This is a genomic window from Halomonas sp. ANAO-440, assembly GCF_019915905.1.
Taxonomy (GTDB): Bacteria; Pseudomonadota; Gammaproteobacteria; order Pseudomonadales; family Halomonadaceae; genus Halomonas; species Halomonas chromatireducens.
Genome location: NZ_JAHXBV010000014.1, coordinates 1 through 24,377 on the forward strand (window position 1 = coordinate 1; position 24,377 = coordinate 24,377).

30 protein-coding genes are annotated in these 24,377 nt (G+C 53.0%); 11 read left to right on the plus strand and 19 right to left on the minus strand.

Translation table 11 applies throughout. The features are described 5' to 3' along the window. Window positions 1–197: hypothetical protein (locus KZO25_RS11745; protein WP_223137107.1), on the plus strand; the 197-nt coding region annotated here is incomplete at its 5' end. A gap of 218 nt (window positions 198–415) precedes the next feature. On the opposite strand, the gene KZO25_RS11750 is transcribed toward KZO25_RS11745, so the two are convergent. Further along, window positions 416–730, minus strand: coding sequence for a hypothetical protein (locus KZO25_RS11750; protein WP_223137108.1), 315 nt, complete (start codon window positions 728–730; stop codon window positions 416–418). Window position 731: 1 nt separating this feature from the next. Then, complete coding sequence (locus tag KZO25_RS11755; protein ID WP_223137109.1) at window positions 732–1,022, minus strand: hypothetical protein; 291 nt, start codon at window positions 1,020–1,022, stop codon at window positions 732–734. A gap of 139 nt (window positions 1,023–1,161) precedes the next feature. On the opposite strand from KZO25_RS11755, the gene KZO25_RS11760 reads away from it, so the two are divergent. The 3 genes from KZO25_RS11760 to KZO25_RS11770 all read left to right on the plus strand — a co-directional run bounded on the left by KZO25_RS11760 (window position 1,162) and on the right by KZO25_RS11770 (window position 2,747). Then, window positions 1,162–1,398 (plus strand): helix-turn-helix transcriptional regulator, encoded by a 237-nt coding sequence (locus KZO25_RS11760; RefSeq protein ID WP_316935695.1) that lies wholly within the window; start codon window positions 1,162–1,164, stop codon window positions 1,396–1,398. Between the two features lie 409 nt (window positions 1,399–1,807). Continuing rightward, window positions 1,808–2,500 carry an NYN domain-containing protein gene (locus KZO25_RS11765; protein ID WP_223137110.1) on the plus strand — a complete coding sequence of 231 codons (693 nt, stop codon included), beginning with the start codon at window positions 1,808–1,810 and terminating at the stop codon, window positions 2,498–2,500. Window positions 2,501–2,519: 19 nt separating this feature from the next. Continuing rightward, on the plus strand, window positions 2,520–2,747 hold the full coding sequence (locus KZO25_RS11770; protein ID WP_223137111.1) for a hypothetical protein: 228 nt from the start codon (window positions 2,520–2,522) through the stop codon (window positions 2,745–2,747). A 367-nt stretch (window positions 2,748–3,114) separates the two neighbouring features. Here the strand turns inward: KZO25_RS11770 and KZO25_RS11775 are convergent, their stop codons facing one another. From KZO25_RS11775 to KZO25_RS11800, 6 genes are read right to left on the minus strand one after another with little or no spacing between them, the layout of a single operon-like run. Beyond that, window positions 3,115–4,110 carry a tetratricopeptide repeat protein gene (locus KZO25_RS11775; RefSeq protein ID WP_223137112.1) on the minus strand — a complete coding sequence of 332 codons (996 nt, stop codon included), beginning with the start codon at window positions 4,108–4,110 and terminating at the stop codon, window positions 3,115–3,117. Between the two features lie 55 nt (window positions 4,111–4,165). Continuing rightward, the gene (locus KZO25_RS11780) at window positions 4,166–4,486 is read right to left on the minus strand and encodes a hypothetical protein (RefSeq protein WP_223137113.1); all 321 of its coding nucleotides are present in this window, start codon (window positions 4,484–4,486) and stop codon (window positions 4,166–4,168) included. Between the two features lie 46 nt (window positions 4,487–4,532). Further along, window positions 4,533–4,886: a hypothetical protein gene (locus KZO25_RS11785; protein ID WP_223137114.1), complete on the minus strand. Its 354-nt coding sequence runs from the start codon at window positions 4,884–4,886 to the stop codon at window positions 4,533–4,535. Between the two features lie 17 nt (window positions 4,887–4,903). Continuing rightward, window positions 4,904–5,143: a hypothetical protein gene (locus tag KZO25_RS11790; RefSeq protein WP_223137115.1), complete on the minus strand. Its 240-nt coding sequence runs from the start codon at window positions 5,141–5,143 to the stop codon at window positions 4,904–4,906. A 15-nt stretch (window positions 5,144–5,158) separates the two neighbouring features. Then, window positions 5,159–5,395 (minus strand): hypothetical protein, encoded by a 237-nt coding sequence (locus KZO25_RS11795; protein WP_223137116.1) that lies wholly within the window; start codon window positions 5,393–5,395, stop codon window positions 5,159–5,161. Window positions 5,396–5,424: 29 nt separating this feature from the next. After that, window positions 5,425–5,691: a DUF4258 domain-containing protein gene (locus tag KZO25_RS11800; protein ID WP_223137117.1), complete on the minus strand. Its 267-nt coding sequence runs from the start codon at window positions 5,689–5,691 to the stop codon at window positions 5,425–5,427. A 200-nt stretch (window positions 5,692–5,891) separates the two neighbouring features. On the opposite strand from KZO25_RS11800, the gene KZO25_RS11805 reads away from it, so the two are divergent. Further along, complete coding sequence (locus KZO25_RS11805; RefSeq protein WP_223137118.1) at window positions 5,892–6,431, plus strand: helix-turn-helix domain-containing protein; 540 nt, start codon at window positions 5,892–5,894, stop codon at window positions 6,429–6,431. A gap of 707 nt (window positions 6,432–7,138) precedes the next feature. Here the strand turns inward: KZO25_RS11805 and KZO25_RS11810 are convergent. Next, window positions 7,139–7,552, minus strand: coding sequence for a hypothetical protein (locus tag KZO25_RS11810; RefSeq protein WP_223137119.1), 414 nt, complete (start codon window positions 7,550–7,552; stop codon window positions 7,139–7,141). A gap of 552 nt (window positions 7,553–8,104) precedes the next feature. On the opposite strand from KZO25_RS11810, the gene KZO25_RS11815 reads away from it, so the two are divergent. Beyond that, the gene (locus KZO25_RS11815; RefSeq protein ID WP_223137120.1) at window positions 8,105–8,308 is read left to right on the plus strand and encodes a hypothetical protein; all 204 of its coding nucleotides are present in this window, start codon (window positions 8,105–8,107) and stop codon (window positions 8,306–8,308) included. A gap of 365 nt (window positions 8,309–8,673) precedes the next feature. On the opposite strand, the gene KZO25_RS11820 is transcribed toward KZO25_RS11815, so the two are convergent. The 6 genes from KZO25_RS11820 to KZO25_RS11845 form a co-directional block, all read right to left on the minus strand. Continuing rightward, window positions 8,674–9,945, minus strand: coding sequence for an alpha-hydroxy acid oxidase (locus KZO25_RS11820; RefSeq protein ID WP_262488973.1), 1,272 nt, complete (start codon window positions 9,943–9,945; stop codon window positions 8,674–8,676). Window positions 9,946–10,017: 72 nt separating this feature from the next. Continuing rightward, entirely contained in the window at window positions 10,018–10,647 is a 630-nt protein-coding gene (locus KZO25_RS11825) for a 4-carboxy-4-hydroxy-2-oxoadipate aldolase/oxaloacetate decarboxylase (protein WP_223137121.1), read from the minus strand. Window positions 10,648–10,717: 70 nt separating this feature from the next. Then, window positions 10,718–12,220 carry a tripartite tricarboxylate transporter permease gene (locus KZO25_RS11830; protein ID WP_223137122.1) on the minus strand — a complete coding sequence of 501 codons (1,503 nt, stop codon included), beginning with the start codon at window positions 12,218–12,220 and terminating at the stop codon, window positions 10,718–10,720. Between the two features lie 11 nt (window positions 12,221–12,231). Then, on the minus strand, window positions 12,232–12,738 hold the full coding sequence (locus KZO25_RS11835; protein WP_223137123.1) for a tripartite tricarboxylate transporter TctB family protein: 507 nt from the start codon (window positions 12,736–12,738) through the stop codon (window positions 12,232–12,234). Between the two features lie 140 nt (window positions 12,739–12,878). Continuing rightward, complete coding sequence (locus tag KZO25_RS11840; protein ID WP_223137124.1) at window positions 12,879–13,847, minus strand: tripartite tricarboxylate transporter substrate binding protein; 969 nt, start codon at window positions 13,845–13,847, stop codon at window positions 12,879–12,881. A 102-nt stretch (window positions 13,848–13,949) separates the two neighbouring features. Continuing rightward, a complete protein-coding gene (locus KZO25_RS11845; protein ID WP_316935696.1) occupies window positions 13,950–14,915 on the minus strand; it encodes an NAD(P)-dependent oxidoreductase in 966 nt (321 codons plus the stop codon). 251 nt (window positions 14,916–15,166) lie between these two features. Here KZO25_RS11845 and KZO25_RS11850 point away from each other — a divergent pair, with 251 nt between their 5' ends. Then, the gene (locus KZO25_RS11850; protein ID WP_223137126.1) at window positions 15,167–16,027 is read left to right on the plus strand and encodes a TauD/TfdA dioxygenase family protein; all 861 of its coding nucleotides are present in this window, start codon (window positions 15,167–15,169) and stop codon (window positions 16,025–16,027) included. Window positions 16,028–16,106: 79 nt separating this feature from the next. Beyond that, window positions 16,107–17,393 (plus strand): hypothetical protein, encoded by a 1,287-nt coding sequence (locus KZO25_RS11855; protein WP_223137127.1) that lies wholly within the window; start codon window positions 16,107–16,109, stop codon window positions 17,391–17,393. Here the strand turns inward: KZO25_RS11855 and KZO25_RS11860 are convergent, their stop codons facing one another. Beyond that, window positions 17,394–18,059, minus strand: coding sequence for a GntR family transcriptional regulator (locus tag KZO25_RS11860; RefSeq protein ID WP_223137128.1), 666 nt, complete (start codon window positions 18,057–18,059; stop codon window positions 17,394–17,396). It lies immediately after the preceding gene. 804 nt (window positions 18,060–18,863) lie between these two features. Further along, entirely contained in the window at window positions 18,864–20,066 is a 1,203-nt protein-coding gene (locus tag KZO25_RS11870; protein ID WP_262488974.1) for an IS110 family transposase, read from the minus strand. Between the two features lie 672 nt (window positions 20,067–20,738). On the opposite strand from KZO25_RS11870, the gene KZO25_RS11875 reads away from it, so the two are divergent. Continuing rightward, window positions 20,739–21,902, plus strand: coding sequence for a Fic family protein (locus KZO25_RS11875; RefSeq protein WP_223137129.1), 1,164 nt, complete (start codon window positions 20,739–20,741; stop codon window positions 21,900–21,902). On the opposite strand, the gene KZO25_RS11880 is transcribed toward KZO25_RS11875, so the two are convergent. Then, a complete protein-coding gene (locus KZO25_RS11880; RefSeq protein ID WP_223137130.1) occupies window positions 21,884–22,114 on the minus strand; it encodes an AbrB family transcriptional regulator in 231 nt (76 codons plus the stop codon). The two genes, KZO25_RS11875 and KZO25_RS11880, sit on opposite strands and share 19 nt — an antisense overlap. A gap of 123 nt (window positions 22,115–22,237) precedes the next feature. Between KZO25_RS11880 and KZO25_RS11885 the strand changes: the two genes are divergently transcribed. Together KZO25_RS11885 and KZO25_RS11890 are read left to right on the plus strand one after the other, a co-directional pair. Then, on the plus strand, window positions 22,238–22,417 hold the full coding sequence (locus KZO25_RS11885; protein WP_223137131.1) for a hypothetical protein: 180 nt from the start codon (window positions 22,238–22,240) through the stop codon (window positions 22,415–22,417). Beyond that, complete coding sequence (locus tag KZO25_RS11890) at window positions 22,414–23,091, plus strand: recombinase family protein (RefSeq protein ID WP_223137132.1); 678 nt, start codon at window positions 22,414–22,416, stop codon at window positions 23,089–23,091. The genes KZO25_RS11885 and KZO25_RS11890 overlap by 4 nt, the downstream gene beginning before the upstream one ends. A 604-nt stretch (window positions 23,092–23,695) precedes the next feature. Here KZO25_RS11890 and KZO25_RS11895 read toward each other — a convergent pair. Further along, window positions 23,696–24,355 carry an AAA family ATPase gene (locus KZO25_RS11895; protein ID WP_316935697.1) on the minus strand — a complete coding sequence of 220 codons (660 nt, stop codon included), beginning with the start codon at window positions 24,353–24,355 and terminating at the stop codon, window positions 23,696–23,698. Between the last annotated feature and the right edge of the window lie 22 nt (window positions 24,356–24,377).

Genomic DNA, 24,377 nt, shown 5'->3' on the forward strand with positions numbered 1-24,377 from the left:
ACGAGGCCTGGGTGGCTCGCCAGCATGAGCGAGATCGGCAGGATCGCGAGCGGGAGGAGCTCGCACGAGCGAGGCGTCAACGGTCGACTGAGGTGGTCGATCCCGCACCCGCCCGCCCGGTGCCGAGGGAGTCGTCTCAGGAACCGTCCTCCTCCCCCGGGTGGGCGCCGGATCCGGGAAGAGAGGGGATGGGGTAGCGATGACCAGCGCGACCAGCCCTACCTCGCACGAGCGAAAACACCCGCTCTGATTCGCCACGTAAGCACGGCCATGAAGCCCCCTTATTAGGGGCTTCATGGCGATATCGCGACGAAAAACCGTCAGCGGGTGGCCGGGGGGTAGGCCATTTCGCGACCAGCGACACCCACCTCGCATCTCTGGAGAGCAGGGCGCCGACGAGCGCTCCTCACCAGGGTCATCCGGGGTACAGCTCGTCATGACTGATCCCCGGCCGTGCCGGCTCCAGGAGAGTGAAACACGTGATATCCGCAACATGCTTTGCCGCCATTTTGCTTGCCTGGCGAGGCCATAGCCTGACCCCGGTGAGCAGCTGTCCCACGTAGGGGGGGCGGCCATCGCCTGGACTGAAGCGAAGATCCTCGAGGTAGGTATTCCAGAAGCCGCCGGCGCCGAATACCCGGTACCAGCCTGCGTGCTGCGACTCGTAGCGCCGCCAGCAGCGCGTTATCACGTAGAGGCCCTCATGCGTACAGCGTGTGGTATCGGCCATTTTAGTACTCCTCCTCGAGAACCTGGGCCAAGCGCTGGCACAGCGGCTCGATCGCTTCGCTATTCGCGGGGAGATCGAGGTCGTGAAGTGCCAGCTCCACCCATTTTTCCAGCGCATCCTGGTTGCTGATCGTGATGGGCTGGCCGAGGCAGGGGGCCAGGACCAGTGCCGGGTGTTCCACGTGCAGCCTCAGCCTCTGTTTCATGGCGTGAGTGAGCCGGCGAATGGCGCGCTGCGTTTCGCAGTGATCGAAAAACGCCTGGAGGGAGGGGCTCTGGGAAAGGCTGAGCATGCGGGTCTCCTCTTTTTTTGATTAAAATATGCTTTATTTGAAGCCTGTACTCGACAATATAGAGGGTGGAGAGAGCGTTGCAAGCCTTTTTTGTCGATTCTATGTATCATTCGATGCACAAGAGTGCGGAGCTTGATGCGTGATACGGTTTAAAATCAAAGAATTGATCGCCAAGAAAGAGTTCGTCGAGGAGCGTCGCCTCACGATCGGGGAGGTGGCCAGCGCGGCGGGCATCCACCGGATGACCCTGTCGAAGATGATCAATCAACGCGGCTACAACACCAGCACCGAGAACCTGAGTCGGCTCTGCGGGTATTTTGATTGCCGGGTGGAGGAGTTGGTGGAGTACGTGCCCGACAAGGTGCCGGACGAGTGACCTCGTGCAGCGTGGAGGTGCAAGCGATGCTCATACGCTGTATGCCGCAGGGAGATGCGGCATCAGGTGTCGCATGCCTGTGGTAGTCGCCGTTACCAGGGGCTGGTCGATATCGCGACTAGGAGCACCCAGCCGAGGCTGGGGATTGGGCTATAACAAGCCATACCCACGCGTACCGAGAACCTGAGTCGGCCCTGCGGGTATTTCTAGGGCCGAGGGGGCGTCTCGACGGTGGTCAAATGCTATTAGATATTTTTTTCTGATAGATATTATCTACTTCATGGCGGGCTATATTCTGGCCACTATAGTCCTACGACTCAGCCCTTCACGCAGCGATTCAGTTCGCTGGCAGTCAGGGTGAGGAAACCGGCCAATGCGCCGGTTTCTTCGTTTCTAGGGATCGCATCTCGTGCAGACGGCTTTTTTCATCGACGGCTATAACGTGTTCTATGGGCTACTGGCCGGCACGCCATACAAGTGGCTCGACCTTCCCGCCTTGCTGGGGGCCGTGGTTCACGAAAATGACCCTCTGAGCCAGGTCGCTGAAATCCACTACTTCACCTCGCCGGTGAAGCCTTCCTTGGCGTCACGCGGTCGCCAGTCCAAGCAGGCTCAGGACACCTACATCAAAGCGCTCAAGGCGCGTGGTGTCACGGTCCACTGGGGGCGTCATCGCCTCGATCACCGCAAGGCGCCGCGTTTCGTGTCCCGAGATGTGCCCGCCTCCCGAGCCGACCTGGTGGATATCTGGAACCTGGAAGAGAAAGAGACCGACGTCCGGATCGGCATTGCGATGTACCGTATGGCCGCGAAGCACTGCTGGCGAGGTGGGTGTGACGACCAGGTCCAACAGATCGTGCTGGTGTCAGGGGACTCGGACATGACCCCTGCGCTGGAGGCGATCCGTGAAGACTTCCCTCATCTTCGCGTCGGTATCATCGTGCCCCACCGCAAGGAGCTGGAGCGTGAGCCGCCCGGCTCTCTGCAGAAGCAGGCTGATTGGATGCGTCGCTATATCTTGCCAGAGGAGCTTGCAGCGCATCAGCTGCCTGAGCGTGTGCGTACGCGCAAGAAGCCGGCGGACAAGCCCGAGTATTGGTGATGCTGCAGGAGACCCGGCAGTGAGAGACTTTCGTGATGAACGCATCGGCCTGCCCCATACTGCTCGACTGTTGGGCGTGCCGATCAGCGAGCTTAAGGCGGCTATCCACCAAGGAGCGCCCTTGCGAGGAGTGGCCCCGCCACAGCCCGTGGTCAGAGCCGGCGAGAACCGGGGTAACCTGCTGTTCCTGGCCGGTGACGTGATGGACTGCGCCGAGGCACTGGGGAATGCGGGACGGAACCCTTAACCCTTGCCGCTGCGGCAACCAGCCGGTAGTCCCTGCTCGCAAAACTCGTTGGAGCACTGGTGAGAGCCTACGGATGGGAGTGGTAGCTGATGGTCGCAGAATCCCACGGGGGCCGGGGATATGATCCTTGGCACCCTGACGGGCCTGGGCACGATAAGCGCCATAATCTTGCATATCCGACCAACTGTTAAATGACGCCTAAGTGATTGGTACGGCACCGTGGACGAGTCGGCAGAGGGGCCGCCGTGGGGCGTACCGAACATGAGCAGGAACCGACACCTGGTACACCGTCGGCTGACAATGTGTAAACCCTGAATTTACACTGCAAATTCAGGGTCACATTAAAAGTATTTGCGATGTTTTTAAGTTACGGCCATGTGCGAATATTTCTGGGTGAAGGAAGCTCGCTTCCAACTGTCCACTCTGATGCTATCCTTTGGCCTTCATTAACTTGTTCTCTGGAAAGAAAATTAAGCAATTCGTCTCTGCTTGATCTGGCATGAGTATCACCTTGAGCAGCTGATAAAGATAAAAGAATATAAGCCATAACAAAATTTTCTTCTACTCCCCTTCCGTAAATATACATGATGGCCAAGCCAACTTGAGCACTTGAAAACCCTTGCCTAGATGATTTTTCCATCCAGTAAGCGGAAGTTTCATAATTTTGTGGCACACCGTCTCCGTTGCTATAAATTGAGCCAAGTAAATATTGCGCTCTAGCGTCACCACTTTTTGCTACTACTTCGAAACGATTTATAGCCTCTCTCATGTTTTTTTCTAAAATATCACCCTTAGCATACTCCAAAGCTAAAAAATACTTAGCAGGATCATAACTATTTTCTTCTGCCAGTCGCAACCACCTAAGACCTTCACTAATATTCTGTGGAACACCCTTTCCTTTGATGTAAAATAACCCAGTATTGTATTGGGCGCCTAAAAATATACGTCCGGGCGGCTGATCTTTTGATTTTTTTCCTTCTTCAGCTAAGTATAAAGACCATTCAAATATTTCTTCATCACTTCCTGCGAGGCCTTGAGAGTATATTATGTCAAGGTTAATAAGAGAGAGGGGGTTTCCCTGGTATGCAGATTTTTTATACCACCTGGCAGCCTCTTCATTGTCATTTTCGACTCCATAGCCAAATCTATACATATTAGCTATGTATTCTTGTGCGTCTGGATCTCCTTGTTCTGCGAAAGGCATTAAAATGTCAAAAGCAGAATGATAGTTTTTTGATTCAAAAGATTCAATCCCTTCCTTTACTCCCTGGCCATGAACTGTGAAAGAAATAAATATGGAGAGCAAAAAAAATACAATACGGTAATTTTTATATCTATGTTTATCGGATTTAAAAGAAATCATCGGCTTTCCTTTTTTGAAATAATGGAAAAATCCAAATAATGATATTTTAAAATCATCATTCCTCCTCTGTTTCAGACCAGCGGACGGTCTTTTTCAAGGGTAATTTTTTCTTTGAAAAACAAAAAGGTTCGCAAGCAGAACATTCTGGGCATATGATCCAGCGGCATCCTTCGCAGCTATCATTTTTTTGGCTGTCCAATCCTTGATGACGGCATTTCCAACACCAAGCTTTACGATTACGGCGGTGTTTTTTTAACCATTCTTCTTGCAATTTTTTACGTTCTCTTGACTCCTTTAATCCTTGTTCTTCAAGATTTTCTTGAAACGATTTTTCGTTTTTTTCCCGCATCCAAGCTGGATATAGTGAGTTTGGCATTATTTTTTCCACCTTCTTTTTTAGGCGTTTAGTATTTTATACTCAATCACCATCCATCCCAATCCTCTTCTTCCCAGTCCCCATAAATCAATCTTTCATAATAGCTATCCATTTTGTTTTCAAAAGGCCTTATTTCCTTTTTCAGTTCTATTTCTGCGAAGTGATCTGCTCTGTATAAATCAGAAACACTTTTCTTTTGGTAGTACGCAGGAGATCCAACAATCCCGCATTCTGCAGTAACTATAGCACTTCCCTTCTTTACCCTCCTTAAAGCTATTGTTAATATATCCTTCTTTATAGGGTCTAGTGAATCAGCCGTATTGTTTATTATAGATTCGGCTATTTCTCCATGCCCATTGGAAAAAAGCTCTCTTATAAGACTTTTTTTTAATGCATTCATTTTACAACTCCCTTTATTTAGTAGTCATAGCCTTCTTCCCAATTATTATTTTCAGCAAAGGAGGAAAATATTATATCTTCGACACCAGAATAGTTGAGAATGCAGCCTGTGTCATCGTGCTCAAAATTCTCACTGCCTGAGTAGGGATACCCGCTGTGATTGCCAATCACACGTTCGCCCTCGCTAATAACAGGATGATCATCAGAGGTATCGCGGGCCGTATCATAGTGGTACATGCCGTAATTTTTTGATTGCATGATAAAATCCTTTGGTTAGTGCAGTACGACAGGGCGCGCAAGGTCGGCAATAAGCAGCTGCACACGATTGGCCAGGTCATCGTGTTGGCTTTCTTCGTTCACGTAGATGCTCAGCTCATCCACTAGGAAGTCGATGATGGCGGTGATGCCGTCGATCTGATCTGTGTGGCGTGCCACCATCAGCAGCTCTGCTATGCGCATTCTCTCATCTACGTAAATAGAGAACTGCTGTGGGGCGAGTTTGTCCGTCATCTTCATCTCCTATCTATTTTTCTAACCGCCTAGCGATACTCGTGCCCAGTAGTGACGACCGTGCTGGTATCAGAAATAACCACGAACTTCCTGCGCAGGCTGTCGATCTTTTGATGTACGCGCTTGAGATCTCGCTCCAGTCGTTTGAAAGCATCACGGTCGATCCTCGAGTAAACACATCCATCGCCCTGGTGTATCTCAGAGCCGTACATGAGAATGAGTTCTACTTCTAAATCCGTGATGCCACGCTGTTGCAGGCGTTTTTGAGCATGGTCCGAGTAGTGATGAGTCAGCATGATTTTCTCCCAGGGGTACTAAGTGATCCCGATGTGCCGGTTTAGATTGGCTGGAATTTTCAGGCATGGAAAGTGACAAAAATGTCAGATACGGTAGGACAAAAATGTCTACCCACCCCTTGGCAAATATGTCACCCTAATAAGACGCTAACCATTAATACCCATACAAAAAAATATAATATTTTAGGAGGAGGGCAAAAATGTCTAAGGGGATACGCGGTGAATCGAGCCTGAAGGAAGAACAAGGTATGGCACTGCAGCCAAATAAACGGGCGTTGGAAGAGCGCTGGGGTAGCAGCCTGACACGTCGTGGATGGACGGCCATTCCCAATGTCCTGCTAGAGTACCAAGGCCGCCTGAGGCTGAAAGATCAAGAAGTTATACTTTTATTGCACCTTATGAAGTTTTGGTGGGAAAGAGACCAAATACCCTATCCATCCGTAGCCACACTGGCTAAACATCTAGGTAAAGACGAGCGCTCTGTACGTCGCGCTCTGAAACGGCTGGAGGATCACTCGTATCCTCAGGAAGAGTGGGGATTGGAACCTGGCTATCTACGGCGCAAACCACGGAAGAAAGCGCATGGCGGACAAGACTCCAACGGCTTTAATCTCCAGCCTTTGAAGCGCGTTCTGGAGAAGCTTGTAAAAGAAGAGGCCGATTTCAAAGAAGCTCAGCAGCAACGACAGCCAATCAAGCGCCAAGCTGCGAAGCCACGCATCAGGCTTCCCATGCCTTAAAAGACACCTGCGAACGCCGCCAGGTGGACGTATCTGAGCTGATCCGCGCCCTACCCTAAAGTGCCCTGCTTAGCATCGAGGAGGAGTCTACCGCGTGAGAATAGGCGCTGGATGCTGGCCAAGCTACTTAGAGGTCAACCGCCGACAGGTGAATGCTGTGGCTAACCGCTTTGTATACGGGCGTTTTCTGTACGTAGAAATATTTACGGGATTTCTTTACGCAAAAACAGCCCTCCAGGGCATCCTGGAGGGCTGATCGCTCAGCGCAAAGAAAACGACCGTTTGCAATAGTTATGTGGAGTGAGTGCGCCGAGGTCTGTCACGACTTGGTGGCCTTGGTGGCGGTAACTAACCTGGTCAGGATAAATCATGGAAGAAAGAATTTCTGCGTAACTTACAGACGTAGGTTATCTAAGACAACCTTTCTAACTAAGGGGGTTCAACAAACAAAAATAATCATGCTAATACGGGAAAGTAAAAATAACAAAAATATATAACTTTTGGGCTCATAACTAGCGAAGTAGAAAGCACCATACAGTTTTCCCTGGACGGCCGATTCGGTGGATGCGTGGTAGAGTCATCGCATGCCCCCCCCCTTTTTTATATCAAAGAGACTGCCTCATGGTTAACTTAACTATCAACATAGAAGTTTCTGTGTATGTCATTGATTTTGCAATAGTATTTATTAAGGCATGGAGATCAAATCGCTAAAGATTTTCATATCTCGTCCCTTTAAAAGCAATACTCCTGGCTTCTTCCGGATCAACCCCAGACTTAACGAGGTCTATTTCTTTCTGCGCAATAGGGAAATACTCCTTCAATGAACTCCTGCCTTCTTCATTGATATCAATATCTTTTCTTGTCGCTGTAAACTTCTGGCTTTCCAGTTGGAGCTCTCTCATCTCCACATATTTTGTAAAATATTTCATCTTAAGCTTTTCTGTTTTTTTATATTCTGGCTGCAAGTGATACCAATCTATCCATCGTTCTCTCGAAGATATCTTCGAAGCCATCTCATCTTCAGAAAATTTTGGCATATCTCCAACTTTTGATTTAACGACAAGATAAAAAATGACTACTGCAAAAAACAAGCCTATGACAAAAAGAGAAAAATATTCCATCCCCCCTCCCTATTCACTACAAATATAATGAATTTTCTTTCAGAAGAATAGCATAGAGAAACACCGACAGATAATTTAGACGAAAATCTTGTAATATGTCAGCCCAAGATTAAGGCGCTTCTCGTTGCTGGCTCGGTCATGTAGAGGCCTGATGCCGACCTCTCCTCGAGACCTTGGCTTGGCAGAGCTTCCGGTGTGGGTCACCATGTAAAGAAAACCAAGGTATTTTGGATAACCGGGAGGTCAGAAGGAGATGGCACTGACGTACCAGGAGGGGGATGCTGCATTCGCAGCCTGGCGCTGCTATCGAAAAATTCGAAAGGGATCGAGCTGCTGCAGACCAGTGGCTTCATCGTGCATAGCGGTTCACGATATCTACGAGTTCCCGAACACTACTGGTATTGAGCACGGGGCTGCCGTCCTGCGCACCAATTTGAAGCCATCATGTGAAGTTGTATATTCATATCTTTTGAGTCCCAGATGATTAATTTCTATCACGCAGCTTTCACCAGCTCAGATTAGATCTATACTGATGGGAAAGCGGAGGAACAAATGAAGGAAAAAAATTCTGACGAAGTACGGGACATCCTAACGACGATCACGCCTTGGGTAGGTTCCAAGCGTGCAGCCATCCATTGGTACCGTAGCGAAAGCTTTTCTACCGACGGGCTGACTGTGCAAGAGTTGGTTAAACAGGGGCGTGTTGCCGAAGTCCTGCAACATCTTCATCACATCCGTTATGGCGGATACTCATAAGTCTTAGAAGTTACCGCGATATCTGATCGATTCTTAGAAACTAAGGTACGGACTTTATGTGCTGTCACTGCAAGCTCAACAAAGGCGCGCTGCCGCATACAATCACCACACAATACTTCAAACATAGAACCTGCCGGTGATCACCAGCTTGGCAAGCCAGTTCTTCGACACGCTTCAACAGGGAGTATTCCCTCTCAGGTCTCGGGCATGCACAGTATTGCTTTCTGTCTGATTCAGTCGTTTTGGAAAACGGACCGGAGTTGACCAACAAGGTGATGTCTTCTGGGCGCGTGAGCGGAATTTCATCCTGACCTTCATCCAGGCGGTCCAGACAACACAGGATGCCTTTATTGATATATTAAATGTCAAGTTCCGGTACAGCTGTCATCCCAGTAGTTTCTAACTAACTGTAATGCTTGGTCACGTGTCGTTAGTTGTGATCTTCCGAGTTGTTCAACCGAGGTGACACCCAGCAGCGCCATATTACGTGAGACCTCCTCTTTGAGCAGCTCCATAGCATGGACCACCCCGATCTCGCCAGCATAGGCAGCAGCAAAGCCAAACGGACGACCAACGAATACAAAGCAAGCCCCGAGGGCGAGCGCCTTAAGCACATCGCCACCGCGGCGAACACCACTATCAAACATTACTGGAAGTTCTGGACAGGCCTCTACAATAGAGGGTAAAGCCCAGAGAGGTGGGATGGCACCGTCCAACTGACGGCCCCCATGATTAGAAACAATCAGGCCGTCAACTCCGGCTCCGCAAGCACGGCGAGCATCATCCGGACAGAGTATCCCCTTAACAACCAATTTACCTGACCAAAGCCGGCGGATCCGAGCCAGGCGCTCCCACTCTAAGTGACCTCGGTTGGAGATGTCTCGGTCCACATGCTTGGACAGTATTGGCGCTCCACGGCTGGCATAGTTGTTTTCGAAATGCGGAAGACCATGGCGCTTTATAGTCTTGAAAAATGTACCGAACAGCCAGCGAGGGTGACTAACACCGTCCCAGGCCAGCCTCAGCGAAGGTCGGATGGGAGTGGAAAAACCAGCTCGGGTGTTGTTTTCTCGATTGGCCGCTACCGGAGTGTCAACGGTAATCACCAACGTCTCAAACCCCGCCCGCTTGACACGTTCAATTAAAGCTTCAGTCTCATCCCAAGTACCGGGCAAGTAGGCTTGGAACCAAGCCCGAGGATTGACGGCGGCCACCTCCTCCAGAGGAATCAGGGACGAACCACTCATGATCATTGGCAAATTCATACGGTGTGACGCTTGGCTAAGTACAATGTCTCCTCGATAAGCGGTCAAGGCACTAAGGCCTAATGGTGAAACCCCGAAGGGTGCTGCATACCGCTCGCCAAGCAGGGTGGTCTCGAGGCAACGTGTCGATACATCGACTAGCACCTTGGGCTTAAACCAGAAATCGGTGAAGCTACTGCGATTGGCCGTGAAAGAGTGATTGTCCTCGGCTCCTCCGGCAAGGTAAGCAAAAATAGCGCGCGGAAGATGCCGTCGCGCCGCATGCTGAAAGTCATCTAGGCTTAGGATGCGAGACAATCGGCGGTGGTTGCGCCGATCGGCCCAGCGTATAATTCTCGGTACATTGTTATGGCCGTGTTGATATGTGGTCAATGCACTCGTTCCTATTCTGTATATAGGCCATAACGCCCCCGGACTACAAGACGCCCGGGAGCAGTCAGCAGTTTAAACGAAGCCGAGAAGGTCCAGAGTACGTTTTCCCTGTTTTAACTGAGCCATGACCTCCGATTCCTTGTCGAGCCGCGCGCGGCTTTTCTCCAGAGCCTGCTCAAATACTTCGGGGGGGATGCATACCACACCATCTGCATCGGCAACCACAATATCACCGGTCTGCACTTGAACGCCGCCACAGACGATCGGCATACCGATGTTACCACCGCCATTTTTACCCGACCCCTTGATGGAGACTCCGCGGGAGAATACTGGAAAACCCATTCTGGCAATTTCACGTGTATCGCGTACGGCTCCGTCTACTACTAGGCCCGCTATTCCGCGCACTTGGGAAGCAACACTGGTAACTTCCCCCCAAATTCCCGATTCCAGATAGCCATTGGCATTAGCGACAATTACATCTCCCTGCTGGGCTTCGTAGATGGCGCGGTGAAGGTCAAGGTTGTCCGACGGTTCCAGTTTTACGGTCAGTGCCCGACCAACAATGCTGGCCCCGGCATAAATCGGCTTGATCGCATGGTCCATCGCATACTGCTGTCCCAACACCTCATGAAGAGTCGGTGTGCCAGCTTCAAGGGCCGCATCAATATTCGTTTGCGTGAGTTGAAATTGGGCATTAATCATTTTTTGATTCCTTTTATTTAGGGTCTGTGGTTAGTAAAAGCGGCAATCATAATGTAGGTCAGCTTTCCATCTAACTAGTTGTATTAAAAGGCTTTTGACGTCGATACCGATTCCAGCAGCGGTGCAATGGCGGTCCAATAACTACTGCTAGGATCAGGGCGACTAGTGTCAGTGCGATAGGGCTCGAGAAGAGGATCGAGATGTCATTTCTCCCGATTAGCATGGCGCGTCGCAGCTCTGACTCAGCCATTGGTCCGAGGATCAGTGCCAATACTGCAGGGGCGAGCGGAATATCCGCACGTATCATCAGCAAGCCGACGAGCCCAAAGCTGAACATCAGCGCCACATCGAATAGGCTGCTACGCAGTGAGTAAGTCCCCAGGACACAAAACACTATAATAACTGGCGCCATAAGCACTGAAGGAATGCGAAGCACCAAGGCGAAAATTCGGCTGCCATACCATCCGATTACTAACATGATTAGTGCTGTCAGAAGCATCGCCCACATAAAACCGAATACTACCGTTCCCTCAGAGGCGAATAGGCCAGGTCCAGGCCTCATCCCATGGATAAGAAAGCCTCCAAGCATCACCGCAGCAACAGAATTTCCAGGGATACCTAGAGCTAACGAAGGAACAAGTGAGCTAGCATTGTCAGCATTGTTGGCGGTTTCTGAGGCTACCACACCGTCGGGCTCGCCCTTTCCGAATCGTTCAGGGTGACGGGAGCTTCGCTTTGCCTCACTGTAGCTAATAAAGGAGGCAATGTTCCCTCCTGCTCCTGGCATGAGTCCAACAACGATTCCGATACAGGATGATTTCAGTGCTACTTTCCATGATTGAACCAAGTCTTTAAGTGAAACAGCTGTTTCTTTCCACTTAGTGTAATGGCCAGAAAAACCAGGGGTTGAGGAAATCAAAAGAGCTTGAGGAATCGCATAGAGACCGATCAAGAGTACTACGATGGGCACTCCATCCATCAGAGCGGGATTGCCAGTGGTGAAGCGGTGTACCCCAGTAATCGAGTCGATTCCCACCGTGCCCAGCGACAGCCCAAAAAGAGCACTGATGGTACCCTTAACCACACTGTTAGAACACAGTGCCGCCAATGTCGTCATACCAAATACGGCAAGCCAAAAGTATTCCACCGGACCGAAGGCCAGTGCCACCCAAGCTAGCGGTGGCGCTAATGTCAGTAATACCACAGCACTCAGAAAGGCACCGATCGTCGAGCCCAGCAGGGCCAAACGCAGCGCGAGGCTTGCCTTGCCCTGCTGCGACATCGGATAACCATCGAAGGTAGTCACGATGCCTGCCGGTGTGCCAGGTATATTCATTAAAATAGCCGGTATTGCCCCACCATACATTGAGCCGTTGTAGATGCCCGCCATTGCTGCTAGACCCACCAAGGCGCTCCATTCAAAAGTCAGGGGGATCAATAGCGCGATGCTCATCGTTGCGGTGAACCCTGGAAGAGCCCCGACAACGATACCAATCGTGGTGCCAATTACCATGGCCATGATTACGCTGGGGTGAGTCACCGCGCTCAGGCCAGAGATAATATCTTCAAACATTTATATTATTCCTAAAGGAAAAACTCAGCCGGAAGTGATCTATTCAACAGCAAGCCAAAAACTAACCAAAGGAGAAGAGCAGTTATTGTTGAGTAACCTATGATCCATCGAGAATTTCGGTAACCCAGTATCAACGGAACGACGATAAGAAATAAAAAAGTAGCCGAATAGAAACCTACCAGCGGGAAGGTGAATAGGTACCCAATCGTTGTAATTGCCACGATGCTCATCAGAATTAGCCGCTGCTTTCCTGAAGGCGTTTCTTCATCCATTGCTTCGTCGATCGGTTTAGCATCATCAGCATTCCTGCGACCTACAACTAATGTTCTCTGCAACAAAAAAATCGTATAGCCCACCCCAATCAGGGCCATAGTGATAAAGATAATGTTGGGCCAGAGCATGGCACGCGCTGGAAATTGCTGAGTCCAGAACCAACCACCGATACCAAAAAATAGAGCCACGAGAGCGACAGCTAGGTCGCGCCATAGGCCACTTGGTGAAGATACGCTTGCGAACATAGGACAACCTCACGTACACCACGCTATTACTGTGCTTCCCAAGTTCCTGCGATGGTAGCTATAAACATCGGAGGTAGCGGGGACAGGCATCGCTCGCCATAATTCGCCGGGGCACTAAGCCCCGGCGGTTATTGACGCATTCAGTTCCAAGGTGACGTTTCCCAAAGCTGTAGAATTTCGTTGTTCAGATCATCCAACGACTTCCGAAACTCTTCATGATCCATATAACCCAGCACCTCTCCCCGTTTCTCGGCCTCGGCGATGAAGTCCGGATCGTTGGCGACCTTCTCCACGGCATCACGCAGGATCGCGAGTCGCTCTGCTGGGACACCCTTCGGCGCCGCCACCCCGCGCATCGAGCCCAAGGTGATGTCGTAGCCCAGCTCCTTCAAGGTGGGGGCGTCGGGGGCATGTTCGCTACGCTCGTTGGCAGCTTGGGCCAGCACCCGAAGGTCTCCGGAGAAGACAAAACGCGCCACATTACCGATGGTGTCGGCGCTGGCTGTGATGTGCCCGCCCATGGTGGCTGCTACTGAGGGGCCGGAACCATCGAAGGGGATATAGGTAACTGGAACGTCATAATCACGACTGAGTTGTTCTACCAAAAAATGTTGATGAGAACCAATGCCGGACCCACCCATCGTGAGGGCACCAGGATCTGCCTTGGCCATCTCAACCAACTGTTCAAAACTTTCGATACTGCTTCCTTGCCGTACAGTGATCGCAGTCGGATCATCAAGTAGGTTCATGATTAGGTCGAAGTCATCCAACGCAAAGTCGGGATCACGCTCGATCGGGACTGAAACTACCGGCGGGGTATTGATGAAGCCGATGGTATAACCATCGGGATTGGCCTGAGCCAGCTGGGTGAAACCAATTTCCCCCGCGGCCCCAGCCATGTTTCTAATCACTACGCTCTGTCCTAGCTCACTCTGCAATGCTTGTGCCAAGGCTCGAGCAGTGACGTCGGTGGCCCCGCCTTCCGAATAGGCCACAATCATCTCGATAGATCGGTTTGGAAATTCATCGGCCAAGGCAGTGTAGGCGGTGAAACTGGTTGCTAAAATAGCTGAGGCCAGCAGGCCTTTTGTAAATGTGCGTTGTTTCATGCTGATGCTTCCTCTCGTGTAAATTTGTAGTTGTGCGTAGTGAGGATGGAACCCGGCACTAAGTATGCTGCCGGGCCTTGCGGCCATAGACACACAGTTTCTTTAAAGATCAGACTCAAGGTTTTCGGCCGTAACGGGCTGCCGCTTAGTAGCTCGCCCCAACTGAGCGATGGCTTGTTCAATACTGGGGAGCTCATTGCTTTCCCAGCGCGGATCGATAGATACGGTATCGGCAAACGCCTCCTGCACCGAATCCATGAGCTGCGTAGAGACGCCAGCCTCCGCTAGTAGCTGTGAGGCCTCGCCAGCCTCCTTCATACGACGTTCAGCATGCAGCACATGGGTCGTCACCAGAGTGTTCATGAAATGCTTGATGGGAATGTCATCTAGGTCAGCTAATACCTCGTAGAGCGACTCCCGAACCCCGAAATGCTCAGCTGTGACGAGACACTTAACAGCTAAAGCCTCAGCTCCCTTCGTATAGACACTTCGGATTAGCTTCAAGCAGATGGCATCCCCCGCCGCACTGCCAAGCATGTTACGCAGGGACATGCCACTTTGCTGAAGAATGTCCAACACATAAGCACTTTCGGCCTTCTCGACATCTCCCGCCACTAGCATTGAGGTGGCAAAACCTTTCATGGCGATGCTGCCCATGATGGCAACATCCAGAAAAGCGCCCCCCCTCGCTTCCACTAGCTCAGCTGAATGATGTTTCTGTTGCGGCGAGGCAGTGGTCAGATCAAGCACCACCTGACCTGTTTTCAAATGAGTGGCGAGCAGCCGATTGACGTTATTTGAGGCACCGCCGTTGACACAGACCATCACTGTGTCCATTTCTCTGATCCAGTTTCCTAGAGCAGGCTGAATTGTGAGTCCTTTGTCCGCCAACGACGAACTGGTTTGGGCATTCAATGCCGCGTCTACACCATCCACCCTAATGCCCGCCGAGAGCAGTCCCGTGGCTAGACACCTTCCTACTTCCCCTAGGCCGATAAGGCCTACGCGCATACTGCGCTGGCTATTTTTCGAGTTTCGCATGCTGCGCCTGCCATTTTTCGTGGTCATGACACAAAAGTAACCATGTACAAAAAACTCTGTCAATGTACTTTTGTCATGCGGCGCTCTTTCTCATCATAAAGTATAAATTTATATATCTAGTATAAGTCATTGTTTTGAATGGAAAAAATAGATTTTTAACCATGTCCCTACAAGAAAAATCCATTTGGAATATACAAAAGTATAATGTTTTTGTTTTTAATGAGGATGCAAAAGTAACCTTTGCATCGCCACACGACAACCAAACGAGGAGAGCGATAATGGCTTTCGAAATCACACCACTGAGCCCCGCCTTAGGTGCCGCTGTCACCGGGCTGGACCTGAGCCAACCTATTGATAACTCTACGTTCGAAGCCTTGAAACGAGAGTGGAGCAATGCCAACGGTCTTCTAGTAATTAAGGGGCAGACACTAAGCGAGCCACAGCAGATCGACTTCGCGGCACGCTTCGGTCCGCTGCACCGGCTTCAAGGTCACACCGTCACCAAGTACCTGCATCCTGACTTTCCAGAGATTTACCGTGTTTCCAACAAGAAAGTCGACGGTGCGCCTCTAGGGAGGATGGGCGCCGGTACATACTGGCATGCCGACAATTCCTATGAGGAGTACCCAGCTCAGGCATCCATTCTCTATGCTCTTGAGATCCCGCCTTACGGTGGCGACACCATCTTTGCTAGCACCCGCAGCGCATATAAAGCTCTCTCCGAGCCGATGAAGGCCTTTTTGCACGGAAAACGGGCCATCCACGATTTCGCGGCAGCCAGCAAGGGCGGGTTTCGCAATGAGACCATAACCAACGACCAACTTGACGCACTTCCACCAATGTATCAGCCATTGATACGTCAGCATCTTGATTCCGGCGAGTCTTGCCTGTTCATTAACCCAGGTTTTACAGCCTCCATCGAAGGGCTTAACGAGAACGAAAGCCGGGCCACTCTCAACATGTTGTTCGAGCACATGACCCAGCCCGAATTCCTCTATCGTCATCGCTGGGAACAGGGTGATCTGGTGATATGGGACAACCGCTGCACCATGCACTATGCCGTGATGGACTATGCCGGCATCGGCGATCGCTTGATGCACCGCTGTACAGTAATCGGCGAGAAACCACTCATGGCATGATTTTGCCGAGCCGCCCACGAGAGCGGGCGGCTGTCACAAGCCTCTGCCGGCATAGCCTGGTAGTAAGGAAAGCAGTTACATGGGACTTCCTGCCGGCATTTTAATGGTCTGGGCAACAGCCACCCTAGGAGCCATCAGCAACCACTATTGGCTAAGTGTGCTGGCAGGCCTGCTGTGCCTTGGGATATCCCTCTGGGCGCTGTATTGCAGCAAGGTATCCCAAGCTCTGTTACTGCTCGGCCTGACTGGAGCTGGTCTGGCATGGGTGCAGCAGGACGTTTCCTTGATCCTTGGAGGGCTGAGAAGTGCCGCAACCTTCGTGGCCTTCTTGGCCTCCTTGTATGTATTACGTGGCATCATACAGACCTCTCCTGCTCTGAGTACGGTACAGAGCGGGCTGGACGGCCTGCCTCATAGGTCACAGTACGGAACGATGCAGCTTCTCGGCTTCACGTTTGCTGTTCCTTTGGCAGTAGGGGCGGTGGGGGTCATTGGTCCATTGGTAACTCGCATCACAGAAGAAGCTTCTCGTGAGATTAGTGCCGCTTGGGCTCTCCGAGGAATGGGGCTCGCTGTTTTTTTTTCCCCCTTTACGGTGGCGATGGGAACCGTCATGAATGCACTAGGGGAGCGGCTAGCTCTCCCTTTGCTGCTCGCTACCGGCTTCATAACTGCTTCCATCTGCCTAACCTTGCCTTTCATGTTAGGGCACTGTCATTTCCCCACACAGCTCTCACGCCATTTCTGGCAGCAGACGCTGCGGGTATTCCAGCCTATCTTGCTACTGGTAGGAGCAGTTTTGGGACTGACCTATGCTAGTCACCTCTCTGCTCTAGAAAGCATTGCTCTCTCTGTCCCTGTCCTTTCCTTCATCATTATGGCGATACGAGGTCCCCAAGCCGGCCGAAAAATATTCGAGACAGCCAAAAATGGATGGCAGAATATGAGCGGTGAAGTTACGATCTTTGTAGCCGCGATGTTGTTCGCCACGGCGCTTTCGTCTCACCCTGCGGTCACGGAATTTTTCACTCAGGTGGCTGACAAGGTCGGCCCGGGACTACTTATTACTCTCACGGTGCTGGGGGTGGCTAGCATGGCCATGGCAGGAGTTCACATGTTAGTCACTACCACTATCTTCTTGACCGCCTTTGAGCCACATATGCCGGGTTCAGTGCATCTGGTCATGCTCGGTATGGCTGGGCTGATTGGCTGGGGTTTCGGCTCCATGGTAGCCCCCGGATCACCGGCATTCTTGCTGGCTACCCGAATTTTTATGGTCCGGAGACAGCGCATGGCCTTTGGGATGAATATGCGCTTTATGTTAACCATAATATTGCTACTTTGCTTGCTATCCAACCTAGTATGATTACGACCCACGAACAGAAGTTTGTTCGGAACGTGAGCGCATGAAAGATATGTAAGACATATGAAGGTGTACCCGCATCAGTTCCTCGGCCAGCTCAGGGTCACGAAGTGAAAGGGCGGTAACAATGTCACGATGGTGGTAAATAGACCGCTGAATTTCAGCATCATCATAGACATGAAAAGCCCCTATCACCACCGGGGCTTTGACTAAAGGAGTCAGCATGCTTTGCAGGCGTGGAGAGCGGCTGGCCTGGATGATGGCAGTATGGAACTGATGGTTGTTACGCTGAATATCCATAATGCTATTTTCTTCTTTTCTGACGAAAATGCTATGCATTTCATTGGCCAGCTCTCCCAGACGTTCGATTTCCTCTAACTTAGCCTTGTAGGCTGCTTGACTAGCTGCATGGGGCTCAAGAAGCATTCTTAGCCGGAACACCTCCTGAATATCAGCTATCGTCCACTCAGCTACGAAAATACCACGCCGCTCCCCCTTGACCACAAGACCATCATGAATAAGCTTTTGGAAAGCTGATCTTACCGGCGTCCGGCTAACTTTAAACTTCTCTGACACCTCCTCTTCTTTCATCTGCATACCAGGTGGCAATTCGCCAGAAATGATATTTAGTCTCAGGGTGCGGTAGATATGTTCAGTTGTTTTACTCATCGCATTCCAACTCGTCAGATATAAATCGACACGGGTTTGTCCCGCCTCTATTCTAGGCTCGCAGATAGCTAAAGAAAATACCTTGCTATCACATCACCCTTCAACCTACCTACCAGGACTGATGCCATTGATTTGAGTCAGGTCCTCAAGGTTTTTTTAACCCTCTGGCATTGAGGTCTAGCTTGATACCTGACGATAGGCACTTGGTCTCGGCTAAAGCGCTGGCTGTGTCAGGGCTGAATTTTGCCATGACGGTCCATTAAATTCCTCTCCAAGAACTCTAAAAGCAGGCCTTTACGAGATTTTTCTCAGGGTTGTGAAGAGACACAGCTCTACCTCAGGTATAGGCTTGCCCAAGATGTCATGGGAGCTCATTCTTGCACCGACCCCCTGCTGCTTCATCACCTTGGAGAGCCTAATGCTTGATTTCGGTGATAGCTGTTACATCACCCGGGACCGTCTCGACGGTGACACGGTAGTGGTGTTGGCCATCCGCCACCAGAAGGAAGCTGGTTTCTGACAAGGCAAGCTCCTGGTATGGATTGACCTGTCAAGGTTTCGGTTGTCTCTGGTGCATGCGGTTGTCCTCAATGCCTACGGGTCAGGGAACGAGGGGCTATCAGCGACGGTGGATCTCTCTGGTATTCGTGGGTTGGGTACCGACCTGTCATCACTTCGTCGCGGAGCTGCCCTGCTCTACAGTCGAGGGTCACCCCACCCCGGAAGGCGGAGGCCTCATAGGAGCACCTGGGGTTCTCCCACCGGCCCGACGCTCCCTGACCCGAAGGCACTGGGACGTGATGCTCATGCCGTGGCTCGACTGCCGTGGGGTTTGCCCATGGCCTCGCAGGTAATGGCCCACAGGAAGCCGGCCAACTCCCGCGCCACGGCCGTGATGACCAGTTGCTTGACCTTGCCGGTGGCGGCCAGTCGGCGGTAACGCCCGCACAGGCGTTTCTGGGCCTCCCAGGCGATCGCCTGAACCGTCGGCGAGGTACGCTCGGCACGCTGCTGGATAATGCGCGTTTTGCGCGCCGGGAATCGGTAGCTCCAGGCGGCCTCCACCAGCACTCGTCGCACATGGCCGTTGCCAGTCTTGGTGATGCCTCCCTGGCGTCGGCTGCTGCCAGTGGAGTGCTCACTGGGCACCAAGCCCAGATAGGCCATCAGCTGCCGCGGTGAGTCGAAGCGACTGATATCGCCGAGCTCAGCAAGTACCGTCATTGCCGTAATCAGGCTGATCCCGCGCATCGCCATCAACGCCTCGGCCACCGGAGCCAGCGACCAGGTCGGCAGTGCCGCCGCCATCTGCTTCTCCAGGCCGGCCACGCGCCGCTGGGCTCCCTTCACGGCATCGACGTACTCCTCCAGCACGATCTGCTGAACCGGGGTGTCGAAGCGGACTGTCTCCAACCAGCGAAAGTAACTGGGAATCCACTTGCTCTTGCCACGGTAGACCTTGCCATGTCGCAGCAGGAAGGCGCTCAGCCGCTGGCGGGCCTTGAGCTCGATGGCCTTCATGTCTTCACGGGCCCGTGTCAGGTCGCGAATCGCCTCCTGCTCCGGCGTGGGTACCCACACCGGCGTCAGGTCACCGGAACGTGATAGACGCGCCAACATCTGCGCATCACGGCGATCGGTCTTGACGCGATCACCGGCTCGGCGGGGGATCAACGACGGGGCCACCACCTCGCAGTCATGACCGCTGGCCTGGACCTGATGATAGAGCCCGTAACCGCAGGGTCCCGCTTCGTAGCTGAACAACAGGGGCTGACCGCCAAAACGCTCGCTCAGCTGACGAACCAGTTTGTCGATGGCCTTGGGCTCATTGGGAATCTCACCACGAAACTCGGGCTCCTGACGCCCCGCTTCGGCGATGGATATGGCAATAGTCGCTTTATGCACATCCAGCCCGATATAAGCGGCATGGACGTTGCTGGCAGCGTTAAGTCGTTCAGCCACAGCCCCCTTAACAACGGGCTGCTGAGTTGCGTTAGACTGATTCATGACCTGCCTCCCTCAATAGTGGCTCTGTGTTGTTGCCTCAACCTCAACGTAACCCACGACGTTGAGGAGGGGCAGGTCAATCCATCATGTCTACCCCACCGCACGTCTAGCCGATATCAGTCGACCGGGTGTCGAATTTTATGGCTAGGTAGGACTATCAGGTTTTCGACTCGTCTTCATCCTCGGGCAGTACCTCATCAAGATCTATTTCGATGCCCGCCGTAAAGGCGCTCGGCCTCAACAAACGTCCGAGTAGTGACAGGACGAATGCTGTTCGGGCGGTCTCTCAGGCCCCGATCAAGGAGCGCTAGAAAACTACCCTCTGTGGGATCTTTATCGGGGTTGTGAAGCGACACCATCCTAACGTTTTTTGGGTGGACGTACAGAGACAAACGATCCAGCGGATGAGGGTCGGTGGTAAAGGAAATCCCCGCCACTGTGGGCCTGGGCGAAATTATCTTCAATTATTTTTTCTTGTGTAATTCAAATTATCTAATGTAAAGCAAACGAAGGTTTGTTTTCGATGGAGTGGCACGATGACACGAGAAGACGGAGAGCCGCGGCCGTACGGCCCTCATGCTTGCCATCTGAGCCGTAACCGGTCACTATTCGGCTCATGTTATGAGCCGAATGTCGTTGCCATTCGGCTCTTCCCCGTCTTGGAGCTCTGTCATGACCGATCACGCCTCAACATGGATCTGGCAGCATCCCGGCTGGCCGGACTTCACCTGGCAAGTGGCCGAGGTTCAGCCGCGGGTCCAGGCATGCTGGCGGGATCTCGGCATCTTGCTGGGACGATCGGGGGCCCTGACCTCAGCGGATGACCAGGACGCTGAGGCGAGAGCCGCCCTGGATACGCTATTGCAGAATATCGTCACCTCCTCGGCCATCGAGGGAGAGCGTCTGAATGTGGCGTCAGTTCGCTCCTCCTTGGCCCGGCGCCTTGGCGTGGAGGAGCCGGAGGGCGCTACCTCACCACGCTCTGAAGGCCTGGCGGAGTTGATGCTGGATGCCACCTTCAAGCCTGACACGCCCCTGGACGACCAGAGGCTGTTTCAGTGGCATCGCTGGCTGTTCCCAGAGGCTGACGCCGCGCTGACAACGCTGCGGCCAGGGCAATGGCGCGGGGTAGAGCCAATGCAGGTGGTGTCAGGTCGCCTGGATCGTCCCAAGGTACATTTCGAGGCGCCGCCGCGAGAGGGGTTGGAACACGAGGTTGACCAGTTCCTCGTATGGTTTGAGGCCAGCCGTCATGACCCGGCACTGGATCCCCTGGTCCGGGCCGGCCTGGCACACTTCTGGTTCGTGACGCTGCATCCGTTTGAAGACGGCAACGGCCGGATTGCCCGGGCCATTGCCGATCGTGCCTTGGCGCAGGCAGACCAGCAGAGCATCCGCCTGTATGCCATGTCGGCCGCCATCCTGGAGCGCCGCGCCGACTACTATCGCTGCCTGGAAGCGAGCCAGCGTGGCACGCCAGACCTGACGGCTTGGCTTGTCTGGTTCCTGGAGACGCTGGATACCACCTTGCTGGATGTCTTGGCGCAGGTCGAGCGGACGCTGGCCAAGGCCCGCTTCTGGCAGCGCTTCAGGTCGGCCGGCCTGCTCCCCGAGCAGGTGAAGGTGCTGAACCGCCTGCTGGATGGAGGAGAGAGAGGGTTTGCGCATGGCATCAGTGCATCGCAGTACCAGAAAGTCGCCAAGGTGAGTAAGGCAACCGCCACCCGCCACCTCGTCGGACTGGTCGAGAAGGGGTGCTTGGTGAAACTACCTGGAGGAGGCCGCAGCACGCGCTATCAAGTACCGGACATGCACCGTCAGGACGACGGTGGGTAGGCGTCTTCCATGACGACGGAGCGCTCCTGAAGATACTCATCCTCTGCCTTCGGGAGCTCCAGGAAGGTCGTCCAGGAGGGACGCACAGGACGCAGGGTGACCACGTCTCCCTCCCGAGAGATGGCCAACGCCTCCACGCCTTCATAGGCCATGTCAGCCGGTAGGCGCACTACCTGACCCTCTTCGAGGGTGTCGATCGGTACGGTCCGCATGTGGCTCAGCCTCCGGTGTCACGGTGGGGGGGTAAGAGGAAATTATGGTCAATTATTGTCCTGAGTATAATTCATGGTCATGATGTAAAGAAAACGAGGGTTTATTTTCTTATAGGTGGCACGATGACACGAGAAGACGGAGAGCTGAGGCTTGGTACCGAGCGGGTTATCCCCGACAACCCGCGAGAGCATCTGAAGGGCTCGGTGCAGGGGTATCATGAGCCGTTTGAACCAGTGGGCATCGAGGACTGGGAGGCGCTGGACCTTGAGGATGACACGGACACGTCGGGAGGTAGCGCATGATCATCGGCTACGCCCGCGTCAGTACCCAGGACCAGAACCCCCAATTGCAGCGTGATGCCCTCGTGGAGGCTGGCTGTGAGCAGGTCTTCGAGGAGCGTGTCACCGGCACCAAGCGAGAGCGCCCCGAGCTGCAGGCCTGCCTGCGAACCCTGCGTGACGGCGACACCCTGGTGGTGTGGAAGCTCGATCGGTTGGCTCGCTCGCTCAAGGATCTGGTGGAGTTGATCCACGAGCTCAACGAGCGCGGTGTGGGCTTCCGGTCCCTGACCGAGGCGATCGATACCACCAGCGCCGGCGGCAAGCTGGTGTTCCACATCTTCGGGGCACTGGCGGAGTTCGAGCATAGCCTGATCCGGGAGCGGACCCTGGCTGGCCTGGCGGCGGCGCGTGCCCGTGGTCGAAAAGGGGGGCGTCGCCCCACCCTGTCGGCGGCGGACGTGCGAAAGGCGGCCGCGATGCTGGCCGATCCCGAGATCACCAAGACCGAAGTGGCCAAGCACTTCGGAGTTAGCCGGGTGACGCTGAATGCCTCCCTGGAGCGTGAAGGGCTGGCTAAGGCCGCAAACCACCCCAAGCTCGAGCAGCTGCTGGCTGAGTGCGATCCTGATGCGCCTGAAATGGAAGAGCTGCAGGCCTGGCAGGAGGCGCCGGCTGTGGGGCGTGAGGAGGTGTGAGCTGGTCCTCATTGAGGCTGACCTACCAGCGGGGTTTCTTTCTTCTGGAGAGGTCAACGGTACTGCCAGATCTGGCTTCGGTGCCGGCTGAGCCGCGGCAATACTCCTTGATCAGGTGACCAGCGATTTCATCGCTGATCGCGATCGCCTCCTGAAAGCGTTGCTCGGCGTTCAGAAGGCCGAATCTCGTATACTCGCGACCATCAAAATTCAGCAACACTTTTTTAGCTAATCTCAGGATTCTGCTTATAAATGGTACCAAAACGGCACCATATTGGTGCCTTTTATAATCCTTTTTGGTACCGATGTTGCGCCTATTTAGTGTCTGTATCCTGTGCGGCCATCTGTAGAATGGACCAGCGGACAGCATTTAGCTTGGTGCGTCCTGTCGCCTTGGCCAGCGCTTCAAGCTGCCGGTACTCGTACTCATTGAAAGGTATCCGGATCGCTTTGAAGTCACGCTTAGCATCTGGATCTAGGGAGGGAGTGGCCTCTTTTTCTTGGGGAGCGGGAGGGGAGGATCCACCTTCGACGCCAGCGGCGAACGCCTCGATTTGTTCCGGCGTCGGCTGTTGGTGAGTCCTTGGGGCTCGACGCTTAACCATTAAAACACCTCCTGGAGCAGCGATATTATTTCCTGGGATGCCTTCTCATTGCCCATTTCGACAACACCCATACCCTCACTCATGGCATCACGGAAAATTTTGCGATCACGCACGATAGTCGAGAGCAGCTGGATTTGTGGGTAGTCCTGGAGGTAGTCACGGGCTTCGTCGACTTCGTGAACAACCGGATTGGTTGGGGCCATCGTAATGAGCCCCTTCACGGCAAGGTCAGGGTTCAGGTCTTTGGCTTGCGTGATGATTTCCTGGAGGTTCGGCAGTGTGTCCAGGTCGGGCTGAGAAGGTCGGAAAGGTACCAGTAGTATGTGAGCTGCAGTCATGCCGGTACGGAGCTCACGGCTATCTCGACCAGCAGCATCTACTATTACGTGCTCGTAACGCTGATCGAGGTCCAGCAACGTGTCTCGTATGTTTTCGTACTTCTGGATGCAGTGAACCACTGGCAGTGATTCATTGGCGGACCTATCCATTGCCCAATTGGCGCTAGTGCACTGTCGATCAGCATCGACCAAGACCACGTCGTGCCCTGCTTTGGCCAGCTGCGCGCATATATTGACAGCAGTGGTCGACTTCCCACAGCCACCTTTTTGGCTCCCAATTAGTACTATCATGGTACTACCTCGATGCCGTTTTGGTACCATAAAGATACCAAAACGGCGCAAG

Coding starts and splice junctions, on each gene's coding strand:
- KZO25_RS11785 (WP_223137114.1), bottom strand. CDS start 4,886: ATGAATGCATTAAAAAAAAGTCTTATAAGAGAGCTTTTTTCCAATGGG.
- KZO25_RS11885 (WP_223137131.1), top strand. CDS start 22,238: ATGACACGAGAAGACGGAGAGCTGAGGCTTGGTACCGAGCGGGTTATC.
- KZO25_RS11780 (WP_223137113.1), bottom strand. CDS start 4,486: ATGCCAAACTCACTATATCCAGCTTGGATGCGGGAAAAAAACGAAAAA.
- KZO25_RS11800 (WP_223137117.1), bottom strand. CDS start 5,691: ATGCTGACTCATCACTACTCGGACCATGCTCAAAAACGCCTGCAACAG.
- KZO25_RS11830 (WP_223137122.1), bottom strand. CDS start 12,220: ATGTTTGAAGATATTATCTCTGGCCTGAGCGCGGTGACTCACCCCAGC.
- KZO25_RS11825 (WP_223137121.1), bottom strand. CDS start 10,647: ATGATTAATGCCCAATTTCAACTCACGCAAACGAATATTGATGCGGCC.
- KZO25_RS11890 (WP_223137132.1), top strand. CDS start 22,414: ATGATCATCGGCTACGCCCGCGTCAGTACCCAGGACCAGAACCCCCAA.
- KZO25_RS11805 (WP_223137118.1), top strand. CDS start 5,892: ATGTCTAAGGGGATACGCGGTGAATCGAGCCTGAAGGAAGAACAAGGT.
- KZO25_RS11810 (WP_223137119.1), bottom strand. CDS start 7,552: ATGGAATATTTTTCTCTTTTTGTCATAGGCTTGTTTTTTGCAGTAGTC.
- KZO25_RS11845 (WP_316935696.1), bottom strand. CDS start 14,915: ATGACCACGAAAAATGGCAGGCGCAGCATGCGAAACTCGAAAAATAGC.
- KZO25_RS11875 (WP_223137129.1), top strand. CDS start 20,739: ATGACCGATCACGCCTCAACATGGATCTGGCAGCATCCCGGCTGGCCG.
- KZO25_RS11860 (WP_223137128.1), bottom strand. CDS start 18,059: ATGAGTAAAACAACTGAACATATCTACCGCACCCTGAGACTAAATATC.
- KZO25_RS11790 (WP_223137115.1), bottom strand. CDS start 5,143: ATGCAATCAAAAAATTACGGCATGTACCACTATGATACGGCCCGCGAT.
- KZO25_RS11795 (WP_223137116.1), bottom strand. CDS start 5,395: ATGACGGACAAACTCGCCCCACAGCAGTTCTCTATTTACGTAGATGAG.
- KZO25_RS11895 (WP_316935697.1), bottom strand. CDS start 24,355: ATGGTACCAAAACGGCATCGAGGTAGTACCATGATAGTACTAATTGGG.
- KZO25_RS11750 (WP_223137108.1), bottom strand. CDS start 730: ATGGCCGATACCACACGCTGTACGCATGAGGGCCTCTACGTGATAACG.
- KZO25_RS11870 (WP_262488974.1), bottom strand. CDS start 20,066: ATGAATCAGTCTAACGCAACTCAGCAGCCCGTTGTTAAGGGGGCTGTG.
- KZO25_RS11840 (WP_223137124.1), bottom strand. CDS start 13,847: ATGAAACAACGCACATTTACAAAAGGCCTGCTGGCCTCAGCTATTTTA.
- KZO25_RS11815 (WP_223137120.1), top strand. CDS start 8,105: ATGAAGGAAAAAAATTCTGACGAAGTACGGGACATCCTAACGACGATC.
- KZO25_RS11855 (WP_223137127.1), top strand. CDS start 16,107: ATGGGACTTCCTGCCGGCATTTTAATGGTCTGGGCAACAGCCACCCTA.
- KZO25_RS11775 (WP_223137112.1), bottom strand. CDS start 4,110: ATGATTTCTTTTAAATCCGATAAACATAGATATAAAAATTACCGTATT.
- KZO25_RS11755 (WP_223137109.1), bottom strand. CDS start 1,022: ATGCTCAGCCTTTCCCAGAGCCCCTCCCTCCAGGCGTTTTTCGATCAC.
- KZO25_RS11835 (WP_223137123.1), bottom strand. CDS start 12,738: ATGTTCGCAAGCGTATCTTCACCAAGTGGCCTATGGCGCGACCTAGCT.
- KZO25_RS11850 (WP_223137126.1), top strand. CDS start 15,167: ATGGCTTTCGAAATCACACCACTGAGCCCCGCCTTAGGTGCCGCTGTC.
- KZO25_RS11880 (WP_223137130.1), bottom strand. CDS start 22,114: ATGCGGACCGTACCGATCGACACCCTCGAAGAGGGTCAGGTAGTGCGC.